This is a genomic window from Brevibacterium aurantiacum (assembly GCF_900169065.1).
Lineage (GTDB): Bacteria > Actinomycetota > Actinomycetes > Actinomycetales > Brevibacteriaceae > Brevibacterium > Brevibacterium aurantiacum.
The window spans coordinates 113,104-134,736 of sequence record NZ_FXZB01000008.1 but is presented as its reverse complement, the minus strand read 5'-3'; the positions used below and the strand labels follow the sequence as shown (position 1 = coordinate 134,736).

Here is a 21,633-nt window from a genome sequence, read left to right as displayed (position 1 = left end):
CGCCTCGGCGAATATTGAGAGGTGACGATCAGTGGACGAAGACGGCCACCAGGACGTTGATGATCGCTCCGGCGAAGACCAGATGCGCCATCGTCGCCGAAGGATTCTTCACTCCGGTCGCCACTGCTGCGTCGGCGCCGGCTCCCGCGGGAGCACCATTGAGAGTGCCGGAGGCGAAGGCCTTCTGCTTCTTATTGCCGATGAATGCGAAGACGGTGACGAGAATCGCAATGACGAGCTTGATGCCCATCTTCATGTGCTTGACCTCGCCGTCACCCATCTCGGCAAGGCCGAGCAGGAGAATCCCGGTGATCAGCTGTAAGTAGGAGCCGTGCAGCATGCCCGGGGCGACTTTGGGGGAGCGGATGAGGCTGAAATATCCACCCACGATGATCGCCATTCCGATCAGATGCAGGGCCACTAAAATCTCGCGAAGAATTTCCATACGGTTCATCGTAGTGGCATGATGGTGTCTCGTGAGCGCGGGCCCTCTACTGGCGCACGCTGTTCCGCCCTGGTGTAATGGCAGCACGCCGGCCTTTGGAGCCGTGCAGTATAGGTTCGAATCCTATGGGCGGAGCTGGCCCAATCCGACTTGCGAAGGATTCTAGAATGTCGCAGACCCGACCTACCGCCGTCATCGTTCTGGCCGCTGGCCAAGGCACCCGTATGAAGTCGACCCTGCCGAAGGTCCTGCACCCGATCGGCGGCCGATCCCTGCTCCACCACTCCATCTCGGCAGCAGCAGGTGCCACCCCGGAACACCTCGTCGTGGTCGTCAGGCACGAGCGTGACCAGCTCGTCTCCCACCTCGAATCACTGTCGATCAATTCGACGCAGACCGTTCTCATCGCTGATCAGGATGAAGTCCCCGGCACCGGCCGCGCCACCGAGTGCGCGCTGACCCAGCTGCCCGAGGATCTCTCCGGCACCGTGGTCGTGACCTACGGTGATGTGCCGCTGCTGACCGCGGACACGATCAACAGCCTCGTCGAGGTCCACGAGTCCTCGCACAATGCCGTCACGGTCCTGTCCGCCGAGGTGGACGATCCCAACGGCTACGGACGGATCGTCCGCGACGCCTCCGGTTCACTGCTGCGCATCGTCGAGCAGAAGGACGCCAGCGAAGACCAGCGCAGCATCCGGGAGATCAACTCCGGCATCTACGCCTTCGACGCCGCGGCACTGCGCGACGGTCTCGCCTCACTGACCACGGACAACGCCCAGGGCGAGAAGTACCTCACCGACGTCATCGGATTCTCCCGCGACGCCGGTCACTCCGTCGCCGCCACGGCCACCCAGGATCTGTGGCAGGTCGAGGGCGCCAACGACCGTGTGCAGCTGGCCAACCTCGGCAAGGAACTCAACCGTCGCGTCTGCGAGAAGTGGATGCGCGCCGGTGTGTCCATCATCGACCCCGACACCACCTGGATCGACATGGACGTGTCTCTGGGTGAGGACGTCACCATCCTTCCCGGTGTTCAGCTCCTCGGTGCCACCGACATCGCCTCCGGTGCCGTGGTCGGTCCCGACTCGACCCTCAAGGACACCGAGGTGGGTGCCGGGGCACAGGTCGTGCGCACCCATTCGGAACTGGCCGTCGTCGGCCCCGGAGCCAAGGTCGGACCGTTCGCGTACCTGCGACCTGGGACCAACCTCGGCGAGGATGGGAAGATCGGCACCTTCGTGGAGACGAAGAACGCCGACATCGGACGGGGCGCGAAGGTGCCGCATCTGTCCTACGTCGGCGACGCCGAGATCGGTGAGGGCTCCAACATCGGTGCCGCATCGGTCTTCGTCAACTACGACGGTGTCAACAAGCACCGCACCGTCGTCGGAAAGCACGCACGCATGGGCTCGGACAATATGTACGTCGCCCCTGTCACGGTAGGCGACGGCGCCTACTCGGGTGCGAGCACAACAGTGCGCAAAGATGTCCCTGCGGGAGCGCTTGCCATAACCGTGGCGCCACAGCGTAACCTGGAGGGCTGGGTCGTCAGCAACCGCCCCGGCACACCTGCAGCGCAGGCAGCCGAGGCCGCATCTGAAGGGGAACCGGCAAGTGAATGAAATAACGACAGCAGGCGAGAAGAAGCTCGTCCTGGTCAGTGGGCGTGCGAACGCCGAACTCGCTGAACAAGTCGCTGAGAACCTGGGGACGGAGCTCCTCCCCACCGACATTTACAACTTTGCCAATGGAGAGATCTACGTCCGGTTCTCCGAATCGGTCCGTGGCTGCGACGTCTTCGTCCTGCAGTCGCACAGTGCGCCCATCAACGAATGGCTGATGGAACAGCTCATCATGGTCGACGCTCTCAAGCGCGCCTCAGCGAAGCGGATCACGGTCATCGCACCGTTCTTCCCCTACGCCCGTCAGGACAAGAAGCACCGCGGACGTGAGCCCATCTCGGCCCGTCTCGTGGCCGACCTGTACAAGACGGCCGGTGCCGACCGCATCATCACCGTCGACCTGCACACCGCGCAGATCCAGGGCTACTTCGACGGACCGGTCGATCACCTCATCGCAATGCCGATCCTCGCCGGCTACGTCAAGGACAAGTACCCCGGCGACCTCGCCGTCGTCTCACCCGACGCCGGTCGCATCAAGGTCGCCGAGAACTGGTCGAACTCGCTGGGTGGAGTGCCCCTGGCATTCATCCACAAGACGCGCGACATCACACGTCCGAACGAAACCAAGGCCAACCGCGTTGTCGGTGAGGTCGAGGGCCGCACCTGCGTCCTCGTCGATGACATGATCGACACGGGCGGAACCATCGTCCAAGCCGCCGATGCCTGCATGGCCGCCGGTGCCACCGGAGTCATCGTGGTCTCGACGCACGCAGTGTTCTCCGGCCCGGCAGTCGAACGCCTGTCGAACTCCGTGGCGCAGGAAGTCATCGTGACGAACACGCTGCCGCTGACCGAGGACAAGATGTTCGACAAGCTCACCGTGCTCTCGATCGCTCCGCTGATCGCCCGCGCCGTGCACGAGGTCTTCGAAGACGGATCGGTCACCAGCCTCTTCGAGGTCTGAGGTACCTTCCGCCGACGCTTCATCTGATTCGAACCCCGAGCCGATCTTTCGGCTCGGGGTTCGTTCTGCCTCGGGAGGTTCCCTCTACACTGGAGACAACAGAGTGAAGGGAACCGTGACGATGTCGTCCCACGATTACAATCGGTACCGAGTCAGCGTCTCCGGCGGCGAACTGTCCGTCGGCGTCTGGGAACCGGTGGCCTTCGAGCCCGGCCGCGTCCCCACCGTGTGCGTCATCCACGGCATCACCTCGAACCATCTGTTCTTCGCCGGTCTGGTCTCAGCGCTGCCCGGGGTGCGCATCATCGGCCCCGACCTGCGCGGACGCGCCGACTCCCATCTGCTGGGCCCACCGTTCGGGATGAAGGCCCATGCCGAAGACGTCCTCACCGCCATCGACACCTTCGCCGAACCCGGTCCGGTCACACTGGTCGGACATTCCATGGGCGGCTTCGTCGCCATGACCCTGGCCGGGATGGGCGCTGGGGTCGATTCCGACGCCGAGGTGGCCGACCGTTTCCGCGGACCTGTCCTCATCGACGGGGGACTCCCGCTGTCCGTGCCGGAGGCAGGCAGCGGCAGCGGCTCGCAAGCGCTCGATGATCTCTACGACCAGGACCTGGACACCGATGATCTCATCGCCCCGGTCCTCGGTCCGGCCGCCGAGAGGCTGTCGATGTCCTTCGGCTCGGTCGAGGAGTACCTCGCCTTCTTCGCCGCGCACCCGGCCTTCGTCGACGGGCTCGACACCGTGGCCACGGAGAGCTTCGTCTACGACCTTGCCGCCAAGGACGATCACAGCTTCCAACCCTCCACCCCAGTCGAGGCGATGCAGGCCGACTTCGCCGACATGTACTCCGGGGGCGCCTATCACAACTCCCTGGCGGCGGTGATGAGCAGTCAGCGACGCCAGGCCGAGGTGACGTTCCTCTTCGCCGAACGTGACCTCGTCGCATCCGAGCCGGGACTCTACCCACCTGAGCTCGTGGCCGCCTACCGGCAGCGGTGGGAGGAGATGGCAGTCATCGACGTGCCGGGTACGAACCATTACGACATCCTGCTCACCGAGACCGGAATCGATGCCTGCGCGACGGCGGTGGTGTCCCGACTTGGTGCCATCGGTGACGGTGAACTAGAATGATGGGGTTGCCTCGGCGAGGGAAACACATGTTTCCGTTATCGACGCGGTCCTGACCCACAGCGCTGACCGGCCCATCGCGGCCGAATCGAGCAGCGACAGTGCGGTTGAAGGCTGTTTCGCCGTGGTGCTTGCAAGATAAGGACACCACGAAGGAGAGAAAATGGCTGACTTCAAACTCATCGCCGAACCCCGCACCGAATTCGGCAAGGGCGCTGCCCGCCGGACCCGCCGCGCGGGACGTATCCCCGCAGTCGTCTACGGACACGGCGGAGACCCTGTGCACATCTCGATTGACGGCCACGCCACCATGATGGCACTCAAGCACGCCAACGCCCTGTTCGAGATCGAAAGCACCGACGGTGCCAAGAACGTTCTCGCCATCGCCCGCGACGTGCAGACCGACGCTGTGACACGTGAGATCGAGCACCTCGACCTCATCATCGTCAAGCGCGGCGAAAAGGTCGAGGTCGACGTTCCCGTTCACCTCATCGGCGAATCCGCACCGGGCACCATGGTTCAGCAGGAAGAGTCGACCATCCTCATCAAGGCCGACGCCACCAAGCTGCCTGAGTACATCGAGGTCACCATCGACGGCCGCGCCGCCGGTGAGCACGTTCTGGCCGGACAGATCGAACTGGCTTCGGGCATCGAGCTTGCCGCCGATCCTGAGATGCTCGTCGTCAACGTCTCGGAAGAGGCCGAGATGGACACCGAGTCTGATGCAGAAGAGACCACCGAGGAAGCTGCAGAGGGCGAAGAAGCTGCAGAAGGCGAAGCAGAGGAGAAGACCGAGGACGAGTGACCTCGGCTTCTGCGGATGCGCCTGCATGATGGGCGCAGCCTGAGCTGTGAATTCGGTGGGTCGTTGACGAAACGGCCCACCGAATTCGTTTCGCAGGAACGAAGGAATTCGCAGACACGGAACAAACAGGGGCTCCTGACCATTCAGGCGACCTCGATGGGCACGGACACAGTACGAGCGAAGGACGACGATGACGAACGAAGCATGGCTGGTCTTCGGCTTGGGCAATCCCGGCCCCAAATACGAAACGACGCGACACAACATCGGGCAGATGGTCATCGCCGAACTCGCACACCGCATCGGCGTCAATCTCACCCGCACGAAGCTGCGCTCCAACGTCGGCACATCCCGACTGCCGACAGGCTCGATCCCCGGCGTTCCCGGACCGCGAGTGGTCCTGGCCACCTCGACGGGCTATATGAACGAATCGGGCGGGCCGGTCAGACAGCTCGCCGACTTCTACTCGATCGACACCGACCGGATCATCGCCGTCCACGATGATGTCGACATCCCCTACGACACCATCAAGGCCAAGGTCGGCGGGGGAGAGGGCGGACACAACGGACTGCGATCAATGACCTCGGCGCTGGGGACGAAGAACTATCCCCGAATCCGCGCCGGCGTCGGACGGCCTCTGGGCCGCCAGGACACCGCCGACTATGTGCTCAAGCCCTTCTCCAAGGACGAACGCGCAACACTGCCGATCTTCATCTCGGATATCGCCGATGCTGTGGAGATGTACATCGTTGAGGGACTCGAGAAGGTCCAACTCAAATACCACTCGAAATGACAGTGGCGGTCACTGCTGGGCAGTCGGTGCCTTCCCTGAAGTGACACCCTGACGCTTGCGGTGGATGATCCAGGCGGCGAGGACGCCGCCGACGAAGCCGAAGAGATGACCCTGCCAGGAGATCCCGTTGTCCTGGGGCAGCATCCCGAAGATCATCGATGCGCCGAAGGTGATGAAGACGAAGAAGCCGAGGGCGAAGTAGACGATCTTGCGGAGAATGTCATCGGTGAACCAGGTGCGCACCGCCAGGTATCCGAAGAACCCGAACACGATGCCTGAGGCACCGACGATGTGCTGTCCGACCGGCAGAGTCGTCAGCCAGGCGCCGAGACCGGAGACCACTGCTGTGATGGCGGTGACGAGCCAGAATCGACGTTGGCCCTCAATGGCGATGCACAGGCCGAGGATGAGGAACGGGAACGTATTGGCCGTGAGATGGCCGAATCCCGAGTGCAGCAGGGGAGAGGTCACCACTCCGTAGAGCGACAGCGGGTTCCAGGACTGCAGGCTGAGCATATCGAGATCAGCAGGCAGGAGGGTGTCGATGATCTCAATCACCCACATGAGCGCCAAAAGGGCGATGACGGGGACGAAACGCGCGAGCCTATGATCGCGGCTGACGCTTGTGCGCAGATTGGCGACCTTGGGCGAGCCTGCCTGTGTGTGGCCGCCTGACCTGGGGGAATCGGAGGCGGTTGAATCGTTGCCGAAGATGAACTGGGATTCTGCGGAGGTGAAGCGAGGGGACTGGTCGGAACTCATGTCTCAATTGTGGGTGATGAAGCTTGGAGAACGCCGAAGAACCGGGGCGCGGAGACAATCGTGTCCGATCCGTTAGGCCCGTTACAGTCTTGAGATCTCGGGGGCTTCACTCCACCGTTGTGCTGCCGATCGCCTCCTTGTTCTCATCCAGCGCCTCGACGACGATCCGGGAACCGGTGGGGGTGACATCGGCGGCGGTCTCGAAGCCTTCTCGGTCGACGACCGCAGTCTCTGTCAGCTGTTCCTCGCTGTCACCGCTGAGGATGCGCCAGGCCGCGACCTCGGTCGCTCCGTTCCAGCTCATATGCACGCGTGTGATGCCCTCGCCCGGTTCGGACTTCGTCGCAGTCGGCGGTGCCGACGGGGTCGCCTGCCAGTCGAAGCGATAGGCCCGATAGTTCGAGCCGCCCGTGAACGTCGCGTCGTAGAGCAGCTTGCCATCGTTGGTGAACTCGGAGAAGTACGGTTCTGAACCCCAGCCGATGAACACGTTGCCATTGTCCAACTCCTGGAAATTGCCCTGACTTCCCGAGGAACGATCATCGGGAGCCGGGTATTCGGTGTCGACCGTGGCCCTCTTCGCCTCTTCGTCCACGTCAAGGCGCAACCCCCGGGAATCGCCGAGGCGGGGTGCGGCATGATTGTCGAAGAGAGTGATCTTGCCGTCATCGCGGCGTTGAGCATCATGCTGCCAGGCGAAGGCCGCGCCTTCGCCCATCTCGAAGTCGCTGGCGGATCCGCCCAGCACCCACTGCAGGTCAGCGTCCTTGCGATCGAGCTGATAGATCGCGTGCGTGTTGCGGGCAGAGACGAGCAGAGACTTCCCGTCGTCGTCGACGGACACCGAGTTCAGGTGGATGTAGTCGAACGGCTCCTCCTCCGTGCCTTCGCCGTCCTTGAGCTTCGACTCCGTCTGGTCGACGGGAACGTCATCGAGAGTCCGCCATTCGACCACGGGTTCGCCGGTGGCGATGTCGACCTCCTGGACGACTCCCTCCTAGACCCAGCCGTCCTTCGCACCTCCCACAGAGCTGAGATCCGTCTGGGTCTTGATGTAGGACAGGAGAAGCATCGTGTCGTCGTCGGTGATCGTCGTCTCGTGCAGATCCGAGGTCTTGTGCGCCAGGTCCCCACCCATGCCGACCCGGGCGATCTCGTTGTAGCTGTCATCGAGCATGACGACCTCGCCTGCCGTTTCAGGGGTCTGCGCCAGACCTTCCCACCAGGTGAGGACCGGTTCGTCCTGGTATTCCTGGACCCGTAAGTCCCACATCTGTCCCGAACCCTGCCGCGCCCAGACCGGCTCTCCGGCCGAGTCGAGGATGAGCCCGCCGACCCATGACTCCTCATCAGCGGCGGTCTGCCCCTTGGGGGCGATAAACGTCGTGAGGTCCTTCTCTTCCTTCGGTGGGGGAGAGGTGACGTCGATGTCGATCTGCGGCGGGTTGAGGTCGGGTCTGCTGTGGAAATCCCAACGATCGGGTTGGGGAATTTCTTCTTCAGCGGTACATCCTGACAGGAGCAGCGTCGCGGCCGCCACAGATGCGAACAGAGCGCGGTAAGACATACTCTCATCTTCACACGTCCGCGCGCGCAGAGTGCGGAGCACAGGCGTTGTCGTTTCTCGTGTCCGGCCCGTGGCTTAGAATTGCATGGTGCTCAATGGACTCGATCTCACACGCCAGAACCCCACCATCACTGACCTCGTCTCAGCGTTCAACGACCCGGAGACCACCGGTGGGACGATCGATGCGATCAGGGGACTGTGGCCATCGATCCTGCGCCGAACGCTCGTGTCCGCCGATTCCGGCTCGACCACCTCGGCACCACAGCTCATCGTCACGGCCACGACCCGTGAGGCCGAGGACCTGGCCCGGTCGCTGGCGGACTGGGTGGCCGAAGATTCGATCGCGATCTTCCCCAGCTGGGAGACTCTCCCACACGAAAAGCTCTCACCTCGTTCCGACACCGTCGGGCAGCGCCTGCAGATCCTGCACCGCCTGGCCCACCCCAGCCCGGACCGACACCTGGCCTTCATCATCGCCCCGGTCCGCGCCTTCCTGCAGCCCTTGGTCAAGGGGCTCGGAGACATCGAGCCGGTGGAACTGGGCGTCGGAGACGAATACGAGATCGACCAGCTTTCCCAACGCCTGACCGAACTGGCCTACTCACGAGTGGACATGGTCTCCCGCCGAGGTGAGTTCGCGGTTCGCGGCGGCATCGTCGACATCTTCCCACCGACCGACGAGCATGCCCTGCGCATCGAATTCTTCGGTGACGAGATCGACGAGATCCGCGAGTTCTCCGTCAGCGACCAGAGGTCCATTCCCGCCGAGGCGGATGCTCAGCCATTGACTCTCTCGGCCCCGCCCTGTCGTGAGCTCCTGCTCACCGACTCCATCCGCGAACGTGCCGCCGCGCTGTCCCAGACGCTGCCGGCCGCCTCGGACATGCTCGACAAGATCGCCGGCGGTGTCGCCGTCGAGGGTATGGAATCGCTGTCTGCCGTGTTGGCCGATGGCATGGAGCCGATCATCGCTCTGCTGCCTGAGGCCACGAAGATCATCATCACCGAACCCGAACGCGTCCACGCCAGGGCCGCCGACCTCGTTGTGACGACGAACGAATTCCTCGAGGCTGCGTGGTCAGGGGCCGCAGCCGGCGGAGAATCCCCGATCGATCTGTCCGCAGCGACTTTCCGGACGATGGAGGAGATGGAGGAGGGCGCTCGCCTCATCGGCCTGGCCTGGTGGGAGCTCGGCGGCTTCTCCACCGATGAAGAACTCGTCTCACCGACGGAGAACCTGTTCCCCGTACCGGCTCGCGCACCTCGAGGATATGCCGGCGACGTCGAAGCGATCCTTACCGACGTCAAGGGACTCATCCACGACAAGTGGCGCATCCTCGTCCTCACCGAAGGCCAGGGGCCGGGCCAGCGCATGGTCGAGGTGTTCTCGGAAGCCGGAGTGCCGGCGACCTTCGTCGACGACCCGGCGGACCTCCCCGAGGCCCTGGTCACCGTCACCACCGCCGCACCCTTCGGCGGGTTCGTCTTCGACGACCTCAAACTGGCCGTCCTCACCGAAGCCGATGTGCTCGGACGCGCAGCAGCCACCTCGACGAGGGACATGCGTCGCCTGCCCACTCGGCGCAAACGCAACCAGGTGGACCCGCTCAACCTGGCGCCCGGCGACTTCGTGGTCCACGACCAGCATGGTGTCGGCAAATTCGTTGAGATGACGCAGCGGACGACGGGCAAGGGCCCGAACAAGCACACTCGTGAGTACCTCATCCTCGAATACGCCCCGGCCAAGCGCGGTCAGCCCGGAGACCGTCTGTACGTGCCCAGCGATGCCCTCGACCAGGTCAGCCGCTACGTCGGCGGGGAGAGTCCGACCCTGAACAAGATGGGCGGCTCCGACTGGTCGACGACGAAGGCCAAGGCCAGGAAGGCGGTCAAGGAGATCGCCGGCGAACTCGTCCGCCTCTACTCGGCCAGACAGGCCACCGTCGGCCACACCTATGGGCCGGACACACCATGGCAGCGTGAACTCGAAGACGCCTTCCACTATGTGGAGACCGCCGATCAGCTCACGACCATCGACGAGGTCAAGGGCGACATGGAGAAGGCAGTCCCAATGGACCGTCTGATCTGCGGCGACGTCGGCTACGGAAAGACCGAGATCGCAGTCCGTGCGGCATTTAAGGCGATCCAGGACGGTAAACAGGTCGCCGTGCTCGTGCCCACGACTCTGCTCGTGCAGCAGCACCTCGAAACGTTTGCCGAACGCTACTCAGGCTTCCCCGTCACTGTCGGGGCGCTCTCTCGCTTCCAGACGAAGAAGGAGTCGGACAAGGTCGTCGAAGATCTGGCCGCAGGCAAGCTCGACCTCGTCATCGGCACACACCGCCTGCTCAGCGGCGAGGTGAGGTTCAAGAGCCTGGGCCTGGTCATCATCGACGAGGAGCAGCGCTTCGGCGTCGAACACAAGGAGACGCTCAAGGCGATGCGCACGAATGTGGACGTGCTCGCGATGTCGGCAACTCCGATCCCAAGAACCCTGGAGATGGCCGTGACCGGCATCCGAGAGATGTCGACCTTGGCCACCCCGCCCGAGGAGCGCCATCCGGTGCTGACCTACGTGGGTAAGAAGGAAGACAAGCAGATCAAGGCCGCGATCCGTCGCGAACTCATGCGCGAGGGCCAGGTCTTCTACATCCACAACAGAGTCAAGGACATCGAATCCGTGGCCGGCCACATCGCCGAACTCGTTCCCGAGGCCAGGATCGCCATTGCCCACGGAAAGATGAACGAACAGCGCCTGGAACAGGTCATCGTTGACTTCTGGGAGAAGAAGTTCGATGTGCTCGTGTGCACGACGATTGTCGAGACCGGCATCGACATCTCCAACGCCAACACGCTCATCATCGATCACGCTGATCGCTTCGGACTCTCGCAGCTGCACCAGCTGCGCGGTCGGGTCGGTCGTGGCAGGGAACGGGCCTACGCCTATTTCCTCTACCCGGCAGACACGACACTCACGGAGACGGCTCACGACCGTCTGACTACGCTGGCCGCCCACACAGAGCTCGGCGCCGGCATGCAGGTGGCTATGAAGGACCTCGAGATCCGCGGTGCCGGCAACCTCCTCGGCGGACAGCAGTCCGGACAGATCGAGGGGGTCGGATTCGACCTCTACGTGCGGCTCGTGGGGGAGGCCGTCGCCAACTTCCGCGGGGAGGACACCGAGCCCGAGGCCGATATGCGCATCGAGCTGCCCGTCGACGCACATCTGCCGGCAGAGTACGTCGACCACGAACGGCTGCGGCTTGAGGCCTATCGGAAGCTGGCCGCCGCGACGAACGAGAGCGAACTGCAGGAAGTCCTCGACGAGCTCGTCGACAGATACGGGCCCTACCCGGAGTCCGTGGGAGTGCTCGCCGATGTCGCCAGGCTGCGGATCAGGGCCAAAGCATCGGGGATCAACGACATCGTCGTCCAAGGCAACTTCGTGCGCTTCGGTCCGCTCGAACTTGAAGATTCGCAGGTGGTGCGGCTCAAGCGGCTCTACCCGAAGTCTCTGCTCAAGCCGGCGATCAGGTCGGTGCTCGTACCCAAGCCGATGTCCGGCAGCGGCTTCGATGCCAAGGAGATGACCGATTCCGACATCCTGCGTTGGGCTCACCAGTTCCTCGATGCGATCGTGCCGGTCGTTGCCTCCGAAGTCGTCGAGGCCGGAGTGTGATCGTGGCGAGGTCGCAGGCCCGGAACTGTGATGATCGACGTGAGGGTAATCTGCACGTATTCTGAAAGTCCACATTCGACCGCTCTTGCTAGCGTAGAGTGCGAATACAGGTACAGACGTACCGTGCGACTTAAGGAGAGCCACCATGGGTTTTGACGACAAGTTCGACAACAAGACTGAAGAATTCTCCGGCAAGGCCAAGGAGACCGTCGGCGACATGACCGGCGACGACGAGCTCAAGGCCGAAGGGTCTGCTGAGCAGCTCAAGGGCAAGTCCAAGCAGGTCGGTGAGAAGGTCAAGGACCTCGGCAAAGACGTCAAGGACAAGTTCAGCAAGTAATGAGGAATTCGGCCCCCATCGCACCCGCGGTGGGGGTCATTCTTATTGTTCGGCCAGTGAGGAATCGGAAGGCGGCACGGCAGTGGAGCAGTCAAGGGTATCGGGCTTGAACGACACCTCAAGCGCTGATGTCGTCGAAGCCGGGACCACCGGCGTCACCCCGGCACAGACGCAGGGAGCGATCGAGGCGATGGCGACTCTGCGTCGCCGGTGCCCCTGGTCGAGCAAGCAGGACCACGGAAGTCTCGAGAAGTATGCGCGCGAAGAAACCGAAGAGCTCATCGAAGCGCTCGAGGACTACCGCAGCGATGCCAGTCCTGCGCACCGGGCGGCCGTCGTCGAGGAGCTCGGAGACGTCTTCTACCAGGTCCTCTTCCACTCGGCCCTGTTGGATGAGAGCGGGTCCGCTCCCTACGGCCACACACTGGGACTCATCATCGACGGACTCGAGGAAAAGCTCATCCGACGCCACCCCTTGGCCTTCGGTGAGGACAGTCGTGACGACGAGATGCCTGAGCTCGAAGACGTCGAACGCGAGTACCGCCGGATCAAGACCGAAGAGAAGCAGCAGAAAGACGATAATCAGTGAGCTTGGATCGCATCGACATCGAAGGCACATTCAATTTCCGCGACATCGGAGGATCTCCCACCTCGGCGGGAGATACGACCGTCGCCACAGGCAAGGTCTACCGCGCCGACGGACTCGCCCAGCTCACAGACAAGTCGCGTGCCGACCTCAGAGCACTCGGCATCACCACCGTCGTGGATCTGCGTGACGTGGGGGAGCGGTCCAAGCTGCCCGACGCCCTTGATGGACTCGGTGTGAACCACATCGAGCTGCCCATCTTCGATGATCATTTCTTCCCCGCGAAGCAGCTCAGCCGCGAGGAGATGAAAAAGGCCGCCGAAGCGACCGGCATGGACCTCTCAGATCGCTCGCTGAGCAAGATCTATGACCTCATGATCGGCCATTTCGGGACCCGCCTGGCCATGGCCGTCGACGTCGTTGCACAAAGCTGTGGCGTGGCCGTGGTCTTCCACTGCTCTGCCGGCAAGGACCGGACCGGAGTGGTCGCCGCATTCATCCAGATCCTCCTCGTCGTGGGCCGACACGAGATCCTCGAGGACTACGCAATCACCTCGCAGCACCTGTCCGGCGGCTTCCTCGAGAACATCGTCAGAAACTTCGCCGATGCCGGCATCTCCGGCAACCTCGCCGAGACCGCAACAGCGGCACCGCCGGAACTCATGGCCAAAATCCTTGACTCCATCGAGGGCAAGTACGGCGAGAACGGTGTCGAGGCCTATCTGCTTGAGCATGGAATGGCCCCGGAGAGTCCGGAGAAGCTGCGCCGACAGCTGCTGGCACCCGTGAACCGCGAAGAATCCGTCCAGGGCTGAGCCGGAGAGCAAGCCCGGTGCCGCGGTGCATTAAGCTGTCCTGCAGGCACATGTTCCCCATGTGAAACCAATTGCGAAGGAGTAATCAGTGGCTGAGATTGTTGCCGCAAACGCCCGTGAAATCCTGGATTCCCGGGGAAATCCCACCGTCGAGGTGGAAGTGCTGTTAGCCGACGAATCCGTCGGTCGTGCCGGTGTCCCTTCCGGTGCTTCCACCGGTGAGTTCGAAGCCGTGGAGCTGCGCGACGGAGACCCGGAACGTTACCTGGGCAAAGGCGTCACCAGTGCTGTTGACGCAGTTGTCGACGAGATCCATGAAGTCATCGTCGGCCTGGAAAGCGATGACCAGCGACTGGTCGACCAGGCTCTGATCGAGCTCGACGGCACCGAGAACAAGTCCCGCCTGGGTGCCAACGCCATCCTCGGCACCTCGCTGGCAGTGGCTCGTGCAGCCGCAGTGTCCGCGGACCTGCCGCTCTACCGCTACCTGGGCGGACCGAACGCGCACGTCATGCCCGTTCCGATGATGAACATCCTCAACGGTGGATCGCACGCCGATTCCAACGTCGACATCCAGGAATTCATGATCGCCCCGATCGGTGCGGCCAGCTTCCACGAGGGACTGCAGTGGAGCGTCGAGGTCTACCACGCGCTCAAAGGCGTGCTCAAGGAACGCGGTCTGTCCACCGGACTCGGTGATGAGGGCGGATTCGCGCCGAACCTCGACTCCAATGCCGCGGCGCTCGACCTCATCCTCGAGGCCATCGAGCTCGCCGGACACCGTCCGGGCCGTGACATCGCTGTGGCACTCGACGTGGCCTCCTCGGAGTTCTACTCAGACGGAGCCTACGAGTTCGAAGGCGAGAAGAAGTCGGCTCAGGACATGGCTGCCTACTACGAGGGTCTGCTGGCCAAGTACCCGCTCGTGTCCATCGAGGACCCCCTGGATGAGAACGACTGGGAGGGCTGGGCCACGCTGACCCAGTCCATCGGCTCAAAGGTTCAACTCGTCGGCGATGACCTCTTCGTCACGAACCCCGAGCGGCTCCAGCGCGGTGTCGACAACAACACCGCGAACTCTCTGCTCGTGAAGGTCAACCAGATCGGTACGCTCACGGAGACCCTCGACGCAGTGTCGCTGGCACAGACCAACGGCTACACGACGATGATCTCCCACCGTTCGGGTGAGACCGAGGACACGACGATCGCCGACCTGGCCGTGGCCACGAACGCCGGCCAGATCAAGGCAGGCGCTCCGGCACGGTCCGAGCGTGTGGCCAAGTACAACCAGCTGCTGCGCATCGAAGAGCAGCTCGGCGACGCCGCCCGGTACGCCGGACGAGGAGCATTCCCGCGCTTCGACGGCTGAGTGAACTTCGCGCGGTCGGCTGAACGACTGCAGCGCTGAGGCGCTGAATGGCTTCATCCCCGAGGCGGGGGTCAGGTGATCATCAAAGGTCACCCGGCCCCCGCCTCGGCGACATTCATCGGTGGGTCGTTGCTGCTGAGGTCGGTGTGCTTCGCGATCACACAACCTCTTCGCGACTTCAAGAACTCTTGGCGATCACACAAAACTACTCCGCGACTCCAAAACCTCCTGTCCCTCGCAGAACACCCCGGGAATACAGCAACTCCACCCGCACCGCGCAATTCATACATTTGCAGAGGTTGTTCATGAAGCTGCGGGCGACGGGTCTATCGAGGCAGCCGACCGCATCGATGGAAAGTCACCTGGCGCTCACGAGGGCCCGCCTGATCTCTTCGAACTTCGCCTCTGTGAAGAGCTCTTTCCACGTGACTCTGATGACCCCCCAGCCCTGATCACGCAGCCATTGTTCTCTGCGCCGTTCGCGTTCGAGTTCGTCCCGTGGCACTCCCGAGCCGAGATACAGCTTTCCAAGTCCATCGATCTCAACGATCAGCCGAGCTGCTTTATGGCAGAAATCGACGCGAATCTTTCTTCGCAGCGAGGGTGCGTCGAACTCAACTTGGGGCACGAAACCGACGAATCCGTGCTGAAAGAACCTCACCGCGGCGATCGACTCGGCGGGGGACTCGCGACGGGCATCGGCCAGTTCGAGGGCGAGATGAACCTTCTTGGTGTTCCTGGTCTCCAGGCATTGCGCCAGAGTCGCCAGGATCTTCTCCCTTGTCGTCAGTCCGCGGTGCAGGGCATCGTCGAGCATCGACACCGAGATATCGGGGTTGTATGTGCGCGCCACGTCAATGAGTGTTCGCTCCAGCGTCGTCACCTCGGTGCCGCGAACTCTCTGACGGTGATGCTTCGGGATTGTCACGCCCCTGACATGGATGCTCTTGAACCTGCGGTTGACTCCAGGGCGCACCACCTCCACCTGGTGAGTGACGGGGTAGGCAATAGGCAGGCCGTGGATGAGGGCAGCGGAGATGTGCGAGAACACCTCAGCCGGGGGAGATGCCGGCGACGTTCGGGTTGCTGTGTCTGATCCATTCGCGGTGTTAGTTTCTTCCTGCCGTGCCTCCTGACTCTGCTTCTGGAACCTGACTTCGCATCGAGCCATGACTGCGGCGTCGAGCTCTTCGATCTGGTCGCGGAGGTCTCCGTGCTCGGTGAACTCCGAATGAGTTCCTTCAATGATGCTGGCCCACAGTCGCCGATGGCCTTCCACGGTGCAGACGTGTCTGACCGAATAGACGCCGCGAGACAGCCGACGAACGCAGCAGCTTCGAGCCCGCCGAATGTCTGCGTGAGTGAACCCAAGCCGGATGATCTGTTGTGTGGTCATAATTTTGTACATATCATTAAACTGCATCAAAAGTTGTCAAACGGCAACATAGGTTTGTGCAACTGTGGATAACGCTGTGGGTAAATGAGTCTGGTGCGGGGGCTGGGGAGGGGAGTGCGGCGGTCGGGAAGCGTTGAGGCGCGAGCGACAGGCTTCGTACCCTGCACTGTGAGTGCTAGATCACCCCGTAGCAACGGGAGGTTTTAGAGCTGGCGGTGCCGGAAGCTGAACTAGTTGTAGGACGTGAAGGTAAGGGGAGGGCATGCGCCTGCGACGAGGGTGAGGGCCGCGAGCCTGAATGCGAAGGGCGTGTGTCAGCCGCGGCGGCGTCAGACGGAACGGGCGCCTGAGGCGACGGGGCGTGAGTGGCCCGAGCGACGGCCTGAGACGACAGGGGTGGGCGCGCTAGAGAGGCGAGCGAACCGGGCGGATTCAGACTTTCGAAAAATAGAACACGCCACGACACCCAAATCCTCGCAGGCCGGATGCTGACACGGCAGACTTAGATGTGTTGTGACTGCCTTCCCCATCCCCGGTCGCAGAGGAAAGAGACATGGTTCCGAGCAAACCCAGAAACAGCGCCCCCAAATCGGCTCCAGGCCGAGCCGCTCCCCGTCGACGCCCAACGCCGGTCGTCGAGGCTCAGTCCACCGAGGGCACTCGCAAACGGAAACTGTCCTGGCAGACAGGTGTCTTCCTCCTTGTCATCGCCATCGTGCTCGTCACATTTCTTCCCTCGATCAACTCCGCACTCAAGCAGGCACAGCAGATCGCGGCACTCAACAGCGAGATCGAATCGACGAAGTCCGAGGTCCAGGGGCTGGAAGAGAAGAACGAGAATCTCAAGGACCCCGCGTACATCAAACGCAAGGCCCGCAAGGACCAGTACTACGTGGAAGAGGGCAAGAACGCGGTCATCGTCACCAACCAGGAGGCGATCGACGGTGACGATCCGGATGCTGACCGTCCGCAGCGCAAGCAAGCCTGGTACCTTGAGTTGCTGGAGTCGATTCAAGAGGTCGGCAATACCGTGGAGAAGGGCTGATGATCACAGAGTGCACCGAGGCGGACTTCGCCATACTGAAGGAACAGCTCGGGCGGATTCCGCGCGGCGTCGTCGGGATCGCCGCCCGCAGCACTTCAGGTGAGCCGCTGGTCGTCGCGACCGCTCCCCGGCTCGAGGACGGCACACCGTTCCCCACCACCTTCTACCTCACGCACCCTGCCTTCGTCGCTGAATGCTCACGCCTCGAAGCCTCGGGAATCATGACCGAATGGAGCGCCGAGATCGCCGAAGACGAGGAACTCGCGGCCGCCTACGCCAAGGCCCACGCTGCCTACCTCGCAACACGGTCGGAGATCGGACAGTCTGCCGGAATCGCCGAGGTGGAAGAGATCAAGGACTACACCGCCGGTGGCATGCCCACCCGAGTGAAATGCCTGCACGCTCTCGTCGGACACTCCCTGGCCGCAGGGGCAGGAGTCAACCCGATCGGAGACCGTGCCATCTCCTTCATGACCGACGTTCCCACCCCGGCAGGCGCAGAGGGCGCCTCGACCGAGGCAAGCGAATAGGAGAGCTCATGCGCGTAGCCGCCTTCGACTGTGGGACCAATTCCCTGCGCCTGCTCATCGCCGATGTCGACGAACAGGGCCAGATGACCGAACTGCGTCGCGAAACCCGGATCGTGCGCCTGGGCCAGGGAGTCGACGCAACGGGTGAGTTCGCCCCCGAAGCGCTCGAGCGCACGTTTGCCGCGGCCCGAGAGTTCGCCGAGGTGGCCGCCGAGTACTCACCGGAGAAACTGAGATTCGTCGCCACCTCCGCCAGCCGTGACGTGAAGAACCGTGATGAATTCTCCGCCGGAATCTTCGGCATCCTCGGCGTCGTGCCCGACGTCATCACCGGTGATGAAGAGGCCCATCTGTCATTCCTCGGCGCCACCGTCGGACGTTCTGCCGACAGCGGCCCGTTCCTCGTCATGGACCTGGGCGGCGGCTCAACCGAACTGGTCCTCGGCACCGAAAGCGTCACCTCGGCGGTGAGCATGGACATCGGATCCGTGCGCCTGACCGAACGACACATGTCCGTCGACGTCCCCGACCGGGCGCAGATCCAGGCGGCCATCGACGACATCGACGCCAACCTGGACAAGGCGGCAGAGATCGTCAACCTCGCTGCGCCGCGGACGATGATCGGGGTTGCAGGCACCGTCACCACACTGACCGCGGGAATCCTCGACCTTGAGAGCTACCAGCGTGAACGCATCCACGGCACCCATCTGCGTGTGGCAGACATCGACGCCGAGGCCGATGAACTGCTGAGCATGGGGCGTGAGGCTCGTGCCGCACTGCCGTACATGCACCCCGGACGCGTCGACGTCATCGCGGCCGGGGGACTCCTGTTCGCCCGCATCGCAGCCCGCATCGACTCTGCAGTCAAGAGTGCCGGAGCCGAGCTCGACATCATGGTCTCGGAGACGGACATCCTCGACGGCACCGCGCTCGACCTCGCGCGCACGCAGTCGTGAAGCCCGTCGCCGCGCGGGAACTGACGGCTCCCAAGCGTCTCCGCGCTGGAAAGCGCACCGCAAAGCTCGCACTCGTCGGCTCCCTGGTGCTGGGTCTGGTCATGGGCACGACTCAGCCGGCGCTTGCTGCACCCGAACCCGGACCCGGGCAGTGGTACATCAAGAAGTACGGCATCGATGACATGTGGAAGAAGTCCACGGGCAAAGGTGTGAAGGTCGCCGTCATCGATTCAGGTGTCAACACCAAACATGAGGACCTCAAAGGCGTGGTCAGCAAGTCCAAGGACTTCAGCGGACTCGACAAAGACGGCAAGACACCCATCGGCGGCAAGACCACCATCCATCACGGCACCGCCGTCGCCGGCGTCATCGCCGGTCAGGGGAAAGGCGCAGGCCCGACGGGAGTCGCCCCCGACGTCGATATTCTCTCTGCGTCGATGTGGTTGGGACCTGAGCGGCCGAAGGAATCCGGCTCGACTCGCGAGCAGGCCGACAAGGCGATCAGGTGGGCCGTCGACTCGGGAGCCAAAGTCATCAACATGTCTCTGGGTTGGGACGATCCTGCCTGGCCTTCAAGCTGGGACGAATCCTTCGCCTATGCCTATAAGAAGGACGTCGTCGTCATCGCCTGTGTCGGCAATGCCTCCCAGGGAGCCACGCAGGCGTGGTCACCGTCGACAGTGCCCGGTGTCATCGGAGTCGGCGGACTGGGTAAGAAGAACCGCGTCCTATCCGAATCCACAGCGCCCGGAACGGCCGTGGATCTCATGGGGCCGGCGGAAGACATTCCGATCCCTTACTACTCGGGCGGCTATGCCGAGGGGCAGGGCTGTTCCTTTGCCTCACCCATCGTCTCCGGCGTGGCAGCGCTGATCCGGGCCGAGGATCCCGACCTCAGCGCCGATGAAGTCACCGCCAAGCTGACTTTGACGGCCAAGCCGGTCCCCGGACATAAGGGGCAGAGCAAAAAGGACAAACCGGATCCGATCGTCGGTTGGGGCCGGCTCGATCCGAAGGCCGCGATGAAGTCAGGCGTTCCGAAGACCGTGCCCAGCGCGGCCGACGACCTTGCCGATTGGGTGACGATGCACCGACGCGCGGCATCCGATCCGTCCGAGACCGAAAACGCAGTCCCGGCCGAGGACAACAACCCGAAGGCGGTCGCGCCGAAGGACGTCGTCTCATCACAGTCGACACCCATGTTGGGCTACTCGGTTCTGGGCGCTGGCGCCCTCATTGCGGTGATCCTCTTCGTGCTTTCCGCGGTGGTTTTCATTCGCCGCAGACGGTGATCGAACCTGGTGCTGAACCTCTCATCTGGGGCGTCGAGATTCAATTAGTGAAAGTTTTCACAAAGGCCTAGGATGGGCATATGGCACTCATCAGAAACTCAAAATTGCGTCCTCGAATCCTCGTCGTTGGTGGCGGCTACCTTGGTCTCGTTACCGCTCAGAATCTGTTGAAGAACCTCGGTCGTGGCGAAGCCACAGTGACCGTGGTCGATCCCAACCCGTACATGACCTACCTGCCGTTCCTCCCCGAGGTGGCTGCCGGGTCCATCGAGCCGCGTCACGCTGTCGTGCCGCTGCGCCGCAACCTCTCCGGTGCTGAAGTCATCACCGCGAAGGTCACCTCGATCAATCACGGCGACAAGTTCGTCACCGTCGAGCCGGAGAACGACGAAGCGTTCGAGCTCGACTACGACCACATCATCATGGCCGCCGGTTCGGTGGCGCGTGCTCTGCCGATCCCAGGCCTCAAGGAGAACGCCATCGCGCTCAAGCGCATCGAGGAAGCTGTCGCACTTCGCGATCACCTCCTCAGCCGCTTGGCCGATGCCTCGCTGATGGAAGACGATGATGAGCGTCGCAAGGCGCTGACCTTCGTCTTCGTCGGCGGCGGATTCGCTGGCATCGAACTCCTCACCGAGCTCGAAGACGTTGTCCGCTCCGCAGTGGCTCAGTACGAGACGCTGACCGAAGCCGATGTCCGCTTCGTCCTCGTCGAGGCACTCGATCGTGTCATGCCCGAGGTCGGCGAAGCTCAGGCTCGCTGGGTCGTTGAGCACATGCGCGAACGCGGCATCGACGTGTACCTCGAGACCTTCCTCCAGGACTGCACCGACAAGCACATCAAGCTCTCCAGCGGCGAAGAATTCGACGCCGACACCATCGTCTGGTCGGCTGGCGTCAAGGCCAACCCGATCCTCGTCGACTCGGACCTGCCTCTCGATGAGCGCGGTCGTGTGACCGTGCGCGCCGATCTGCGCGTCGAGGGCGACAACGGTGTGGTCGAAGGCGCTTGGGCCGCCGGCGACAACGCTGCTGTGCCTGACCTCTCCGGTGGCGGCGTGGGCGGCTACTGCGTGCCCAACGCTCAGCACGCCGTGCGCCAGGCACCAGTGCTGGCTGCCAACGTTCTTGCCGCACTGCGCGGAGAGACCGAGTTCAAGCAGTACTTCCACAAGACCATCGGCACCGTTGCAGGTCTCGGCCTGTACAAGGGCGTTTCGCAGATGGGCGACTTCGAAGCCCGCGGCGTCCTCGCTTGGCTGATGCACCGCGCCTACCACGGCTACGCGATCCCAACAGTGGATCGCAAGGTCAAGGTCTTCGGCAACTGGATCCTCAACGCCATCGTCGGCCGCGACGCCATGCCGCTGGCCGATCTCGATGTTCCTCGCAAGAACTTCGTGGAGGCAGCCAACTCGAAGCCGGCTCCGAAGAAGGAAACTGCCAAGGCCTGATGCCTGAGTGCAGGATTCGCCCCAGGCGATTGCCGGTGTGAACCCTGATGAGTTCTGAAGAACGCCGGGAGTGCG

18 protein-coding genes, 1 tRNA gene and 1 pseudogene are annotated in these 21,633 nt (G+C 63.0%); 16 read left to right on the top strand and 4 right to left on the bottom strand.

What is annotated here, in order from left to right; all coding sequences use genetic code 11:
• Positions 1-28 precede the first annotated feature (28 nt).
• The gene (locus BAUR9175_RS07295) at positions 29-445 is read right to left on the bottom strand and encodes a hypothetical protein (RefSeq protein WP_101583363.1); all 417 of its coding nucleotides are present in this window, start codon (positions 443-445) and stop codon (positions 29-31) included.
• Positions 446-508: 63 nt separating this feature from the next.
• On the opposite strand from BAUR9175_RS07295, the gene BAUR9175_RS07290 reads away from it, so the two are divergent.
• The 6 genes from BAUR9175_RS07290 to pth all read left to right on the top strand — a co-directional run bounded on the left by BAUR9175_RS07290 (position 509) and on the right by pth (position 5,767).
• A tRNA-Gln gene (locus BAUR9175_RS07290) sits at positions 509-580 on the top strand.
• Positions 581-612: 32 nt separating this feature from the next.
• A complete protein-coding gene (gene glmU / locus BAUR9175_RS07285; protein ID WP_101583361.1) occupies positions 613-2,070 on the top strand; it encodes a bifunctional UDP-N-acetylglucosamine diphosphorylase/glucosamine-1-phosphate N-acetyltransferase GlmU in 1,458 nt (485 codons plus the stop codon).
• A complete protein-coding gene (locus BAUR9175_RS07280) occupies positions 2,063-3,034 on the top strand; it encodes a ribose-phosphate diphosphokinase (protein ID WP_009884010.1) in 972 nt (323 codons plus the stop codon). Before glmU ends, BAUR9175_RS07280 begins: the two co-directional genes overlap by 8 nt.
• Positions 3,035-3,137: 103 nt before the next feature.
• Complete coding sequence (locus BAUR9175_RS07275; RefSeq protein WP_009884009.1) at positions 3,138-4,175, top strand: alpha/beta fold hydrolase; 1,038 nt, start codon at positions 3,138-3,140, stop codon at positions 4,173-4,175.
• Positions 4,176-4,335: 160 nt separating this feature from the next.
• Complete coding sequence (locus BAUR9175_RS07270) at positions 4,336-4,977, top strand: 50S ribosomal protein L25/general stress protein Ctc (RefSeq protein ID WP_009884008.1); 642 nt, start codon at positions 4,336-4,338, stop codon at positions 4,975-4,977.
• Positions 4,978-5,167: 190 nt separating this feature from the next.
• Entirely contained in the window at positions 5,168-5,767 is a 600-nt protein-coding gene (pth, locus tag BAUR9175_RS07265; protein ID WP_009884007.1) for an aminoacyl-tRNA hydrolase, read from the top strand.
• A 9-nt stretch (positions 5,768-5,776) separates the two neighbouring features.
• Here pth and BAUR9175_RS07260 read toward each other — a convergent pair whose 3' ends face one another.
• Positions 5,777-6,529, bottom strand: a complete 753-nt coding sequence (locus BAUR9175_RS07260) for a rhomboid family intramembrane serine protease (RefSeq protein WP_009884006.1) — start codon at positions 6,527-6,529, stop codon at positions 5,777-5,779.
• A 106-nt stretch (positions 6,530-6,635) separates the two neighbouring features.
• Positions 6,636-7,802, bottom strand: a pseudogene (locus tag BAUR9175_RS07255) (arylsulfotransferase family protein).
• A gap of 379 nt (positions 7,803-8,181) precedes the next feature.
• On the opposite strand from BAUR9175_RS07255, the gene mfd reads away from it, so the two are divergent.
• The 5 genes from mfd to eno all read left to right on the top strand — a co-directional run bounded on the left by mfd (position 8,182) and on the right by eno (position 14,885).
• Positions 8,182-11,775: a transcription-repair coupling factor gene (gene mfd / locus BAUR9175_RS07245; RefSeq protein ID WP_009884004.1), complete on the top strand. Its 3,594-nt coding sequence runs from the start codon at positions 8,182-8,184 to the stop codon at positions 11,773-11,775.
• Positions 11,776-11,920: 145 nt separating this feature from the next.
• A complete protein-coding gene (locus tag BAUR9175_RS07240) occupies positions 11,921-12,115 on the top strand; it encodes a CsbD family protein (protein WP_096161593.1) in 195 nt (64 codons plus the stop codon).
• Between the two features lie 106 nt (positions 12,116-12,221).
• Positions 12,222-12,704 carry a MazG nucleotide pyrophosphohydrolase domain-containing protein gene (locus tag BAUR9175_RS07235; protein WP_009884002.1) on the top strand — a complete coding sequence of 161 codons (483 nt, stop codon included), beginning with the start codon at positions 12,222-12,224 and terminating at the stop codon, positions 12,702-12,704.
• Positions 12,701-13,516 carry a tyrosine-protein phosphatase gene (locus BAUR9175_RS07230; RefSeq protein ID WP_101583356.1) on the top strand — a complete coding sequence of 272 codons (816 nt, stop codon included), beginning with the start codon at positions 12,701-12,703 and terminating at the stop codon, positions 13,514-13,516. The genes BAUR9175_RS07235 and BAUR9175_RS07230 overlap by 4 nt, the downstream gene beginning before the upstream one ends.
• An 88-nt stretch (positions 13,517-13,604) precedes the next feature.
• Positions 13,605-14,885, top strand: coding sequence for a phosphopyruvate hydratase (gene eno / locus BAUR9175_RS07225; protein WP_009884000.1), 1,281 nt, complete (start codon positions 13,605-13,607; stop codon positions 14,883-14,885).
• A gap of 358 nt (positions 14,886-15,243) precedes the next feature.
• Here eno and BAUR9175_RS07220 read toward each other — a convergent pair whose 3' ends face one another.
• Entirely contained in the window at positions 15,244-16,281 is a 1,038-nt protein-coding gene (locus tag BAUR9175_RS07220) for a DUF559 domain-containing protein (RefSeq protein ID WP_240689290.1), read from the bottom strand.
• 553 nt (positions 16,282-16,834) lie between these two features.
• Here BAUR9175_RS07220 and BAUR9175_RS07215 point away from each other — a divergent pair.
• From BAUR9175_RS07215 to BAUR9175_RS07195, 5 genes are all read left to right on the top strand, one after another.
• A complete protein-coding gene (locus BAUR9175_RS07215) occupies positions 16,835-17,326 on the top strand; it encodes an FtsB family cell division protein (RefSeq protein WP_009883998.1) in 492 nt (163 codons plus the stop codon).
• On the top strand, positions 17,326-17,856 hold the full coding sequence (locus BAUR9175_RS07210; protein WP_009883997.1) for a DUF501 domain-containing protein: 531 nt from the start codon (positions 17,326-17,328) through the stop codon (positions 17,854-17,856). The genes BAUR9175_RS07215 and BAUR9175_RS07210 overlap by 1 nt, the downstream gene beginning before the upstream one ends.
• Positions 17,857-17,864: 8 nt before the next feature.
• The gene (locus BAUR9175_RS07205; RefSeq protein ID WP_101583355.1) at positions 17,865-18,812 is read left to right on the top strand and encodes a Ppx/GppA phosphatase family protein; all 948 of its coding nucleotides are present in this window, start codon (positions 17,865-17,867) and stop codon (positions 18,810-18,812) included.
• Positions 18,809-20,104, top strand: coding sequence for a S8 family peptidase (locus BAUR9175_RS07200; RefSeq protein WP_096161597.1), 1,296 nt, complete (start codon positions 18,809-18,811; stop codon positions 20,102-20,104). The genes BAUR9175_RS07205 and BAUR9175_RS07200 overlap by 4 nt, the downstream gene beginning before the upstream one ends.
• A gap of 80 nt (positions 20,105-20,184) precedes the next feature.
• Positions 20,185-21,558 carry an NAD(P)/FAD-dependent oxidoreductase gene (locus BAUR9175_RS07195; protein WP_096158492.1) on the top strand — a complete coding sequence of 458 codons (1,374 nt, stop codon included), beginning with the start codon at positions 20,185-20,187 and terminating at the stop codon, positions 21,556-21,558.
• Positions 21,559-21,633 lie beyond the last annotated feature (75 nt).

What these genes read in the sequence shown, in the direction of transcription:
- BAUR9175_RS07295 (WP_101583363.1), bottom strand. Translation starts at nt 445, where the DNA reads ATGGAAATTCTTCGCGAGATTTTAGTGGCCCTGCATCTGATCGGAATG.
- glmU (WP_101583361.1), top strand. Translation starts at nt 613, where the DNA reads ATGTCGCAGACCCGACCTACCGCCGTCATCGTTCTGGCCGCTGGCCAA.
- BAUR9175_RS07270 (WP_009884008.1), top strand. Translation starts at nt 4,336, where the DNA reads ATGGCTGACTTCAAACTCATCGCCGAACCCCGCACCGAATTCGGCAAG.
- pth (WP_009884007.1), top strand. Translation starts at nt 5,168, where the DNA reads ATGACGAACGAAGCATGGCTGGTCTTCGGCTTGGGCAATCCCGGCCCC.
- BAUR9175_RS07260 (WP_009884006.1), bottom strand. Translation starts at nt 6,529, where the DNA reads ATGAGTTCCGACCAGTCCCCTCGCTTCACCTCCGCAGAATCCCAGTTC.
- mfd (WP_009884004.1), top strand. Translation starts at nt 8,182, where the DNA reads ATGGTGCTCAATGGACTCGATCTCACACGCCAGAACCCCACCATCACT.
- BAUR9175_RS07240 (WP_096161593.1), top strand. Translation starts at nt 11,921, where the DNA reads ATGGGTTTTGACGACAAGTTCGACAACAAGACTGAAGAATTCTCCGGC.
- BAUR9175_RS07220 (WP_240689290.1), bottom strand. Translation starts at nt 16,281, where the DNA reads ATGACCACACAACAGATCATCCGGCTTGGGTTCACTCACGCAGACATT.
- BAUR9175_RS07215 (WP_009883998.1), top strand. Translation starts at nt 16,835, where the DNA reads ATGGTTCCGAGCAAACCCAGAAACAGCGCCCCCAAATCGGCTCCAGGC.
- BAUR9175_RS07210 (WP_009883997.1), top strand. Translation starts at nt 17,326, where the DNA reads ATGATCACAGAGTGCACCGAGGCGGACTTCGCCATACTGAAGGAACAG.
- BAUR9175_RS07205 (WP_101583355.1), top strand. Translation starts at nt 17,865, where the DNA reads ATGCGCGTAGCCGCCTTCGACTGTGGGACCAATTCCCTGCGCCTGCTC.
- BAUR9175_RS07195 (WP_096158492.1), top strand. Translation starts at nt 20,185, where the DNA reads ATGGCACTCATCAGAAACTCAAAATTGCGTCCTCGAATCCTCGTCGTT.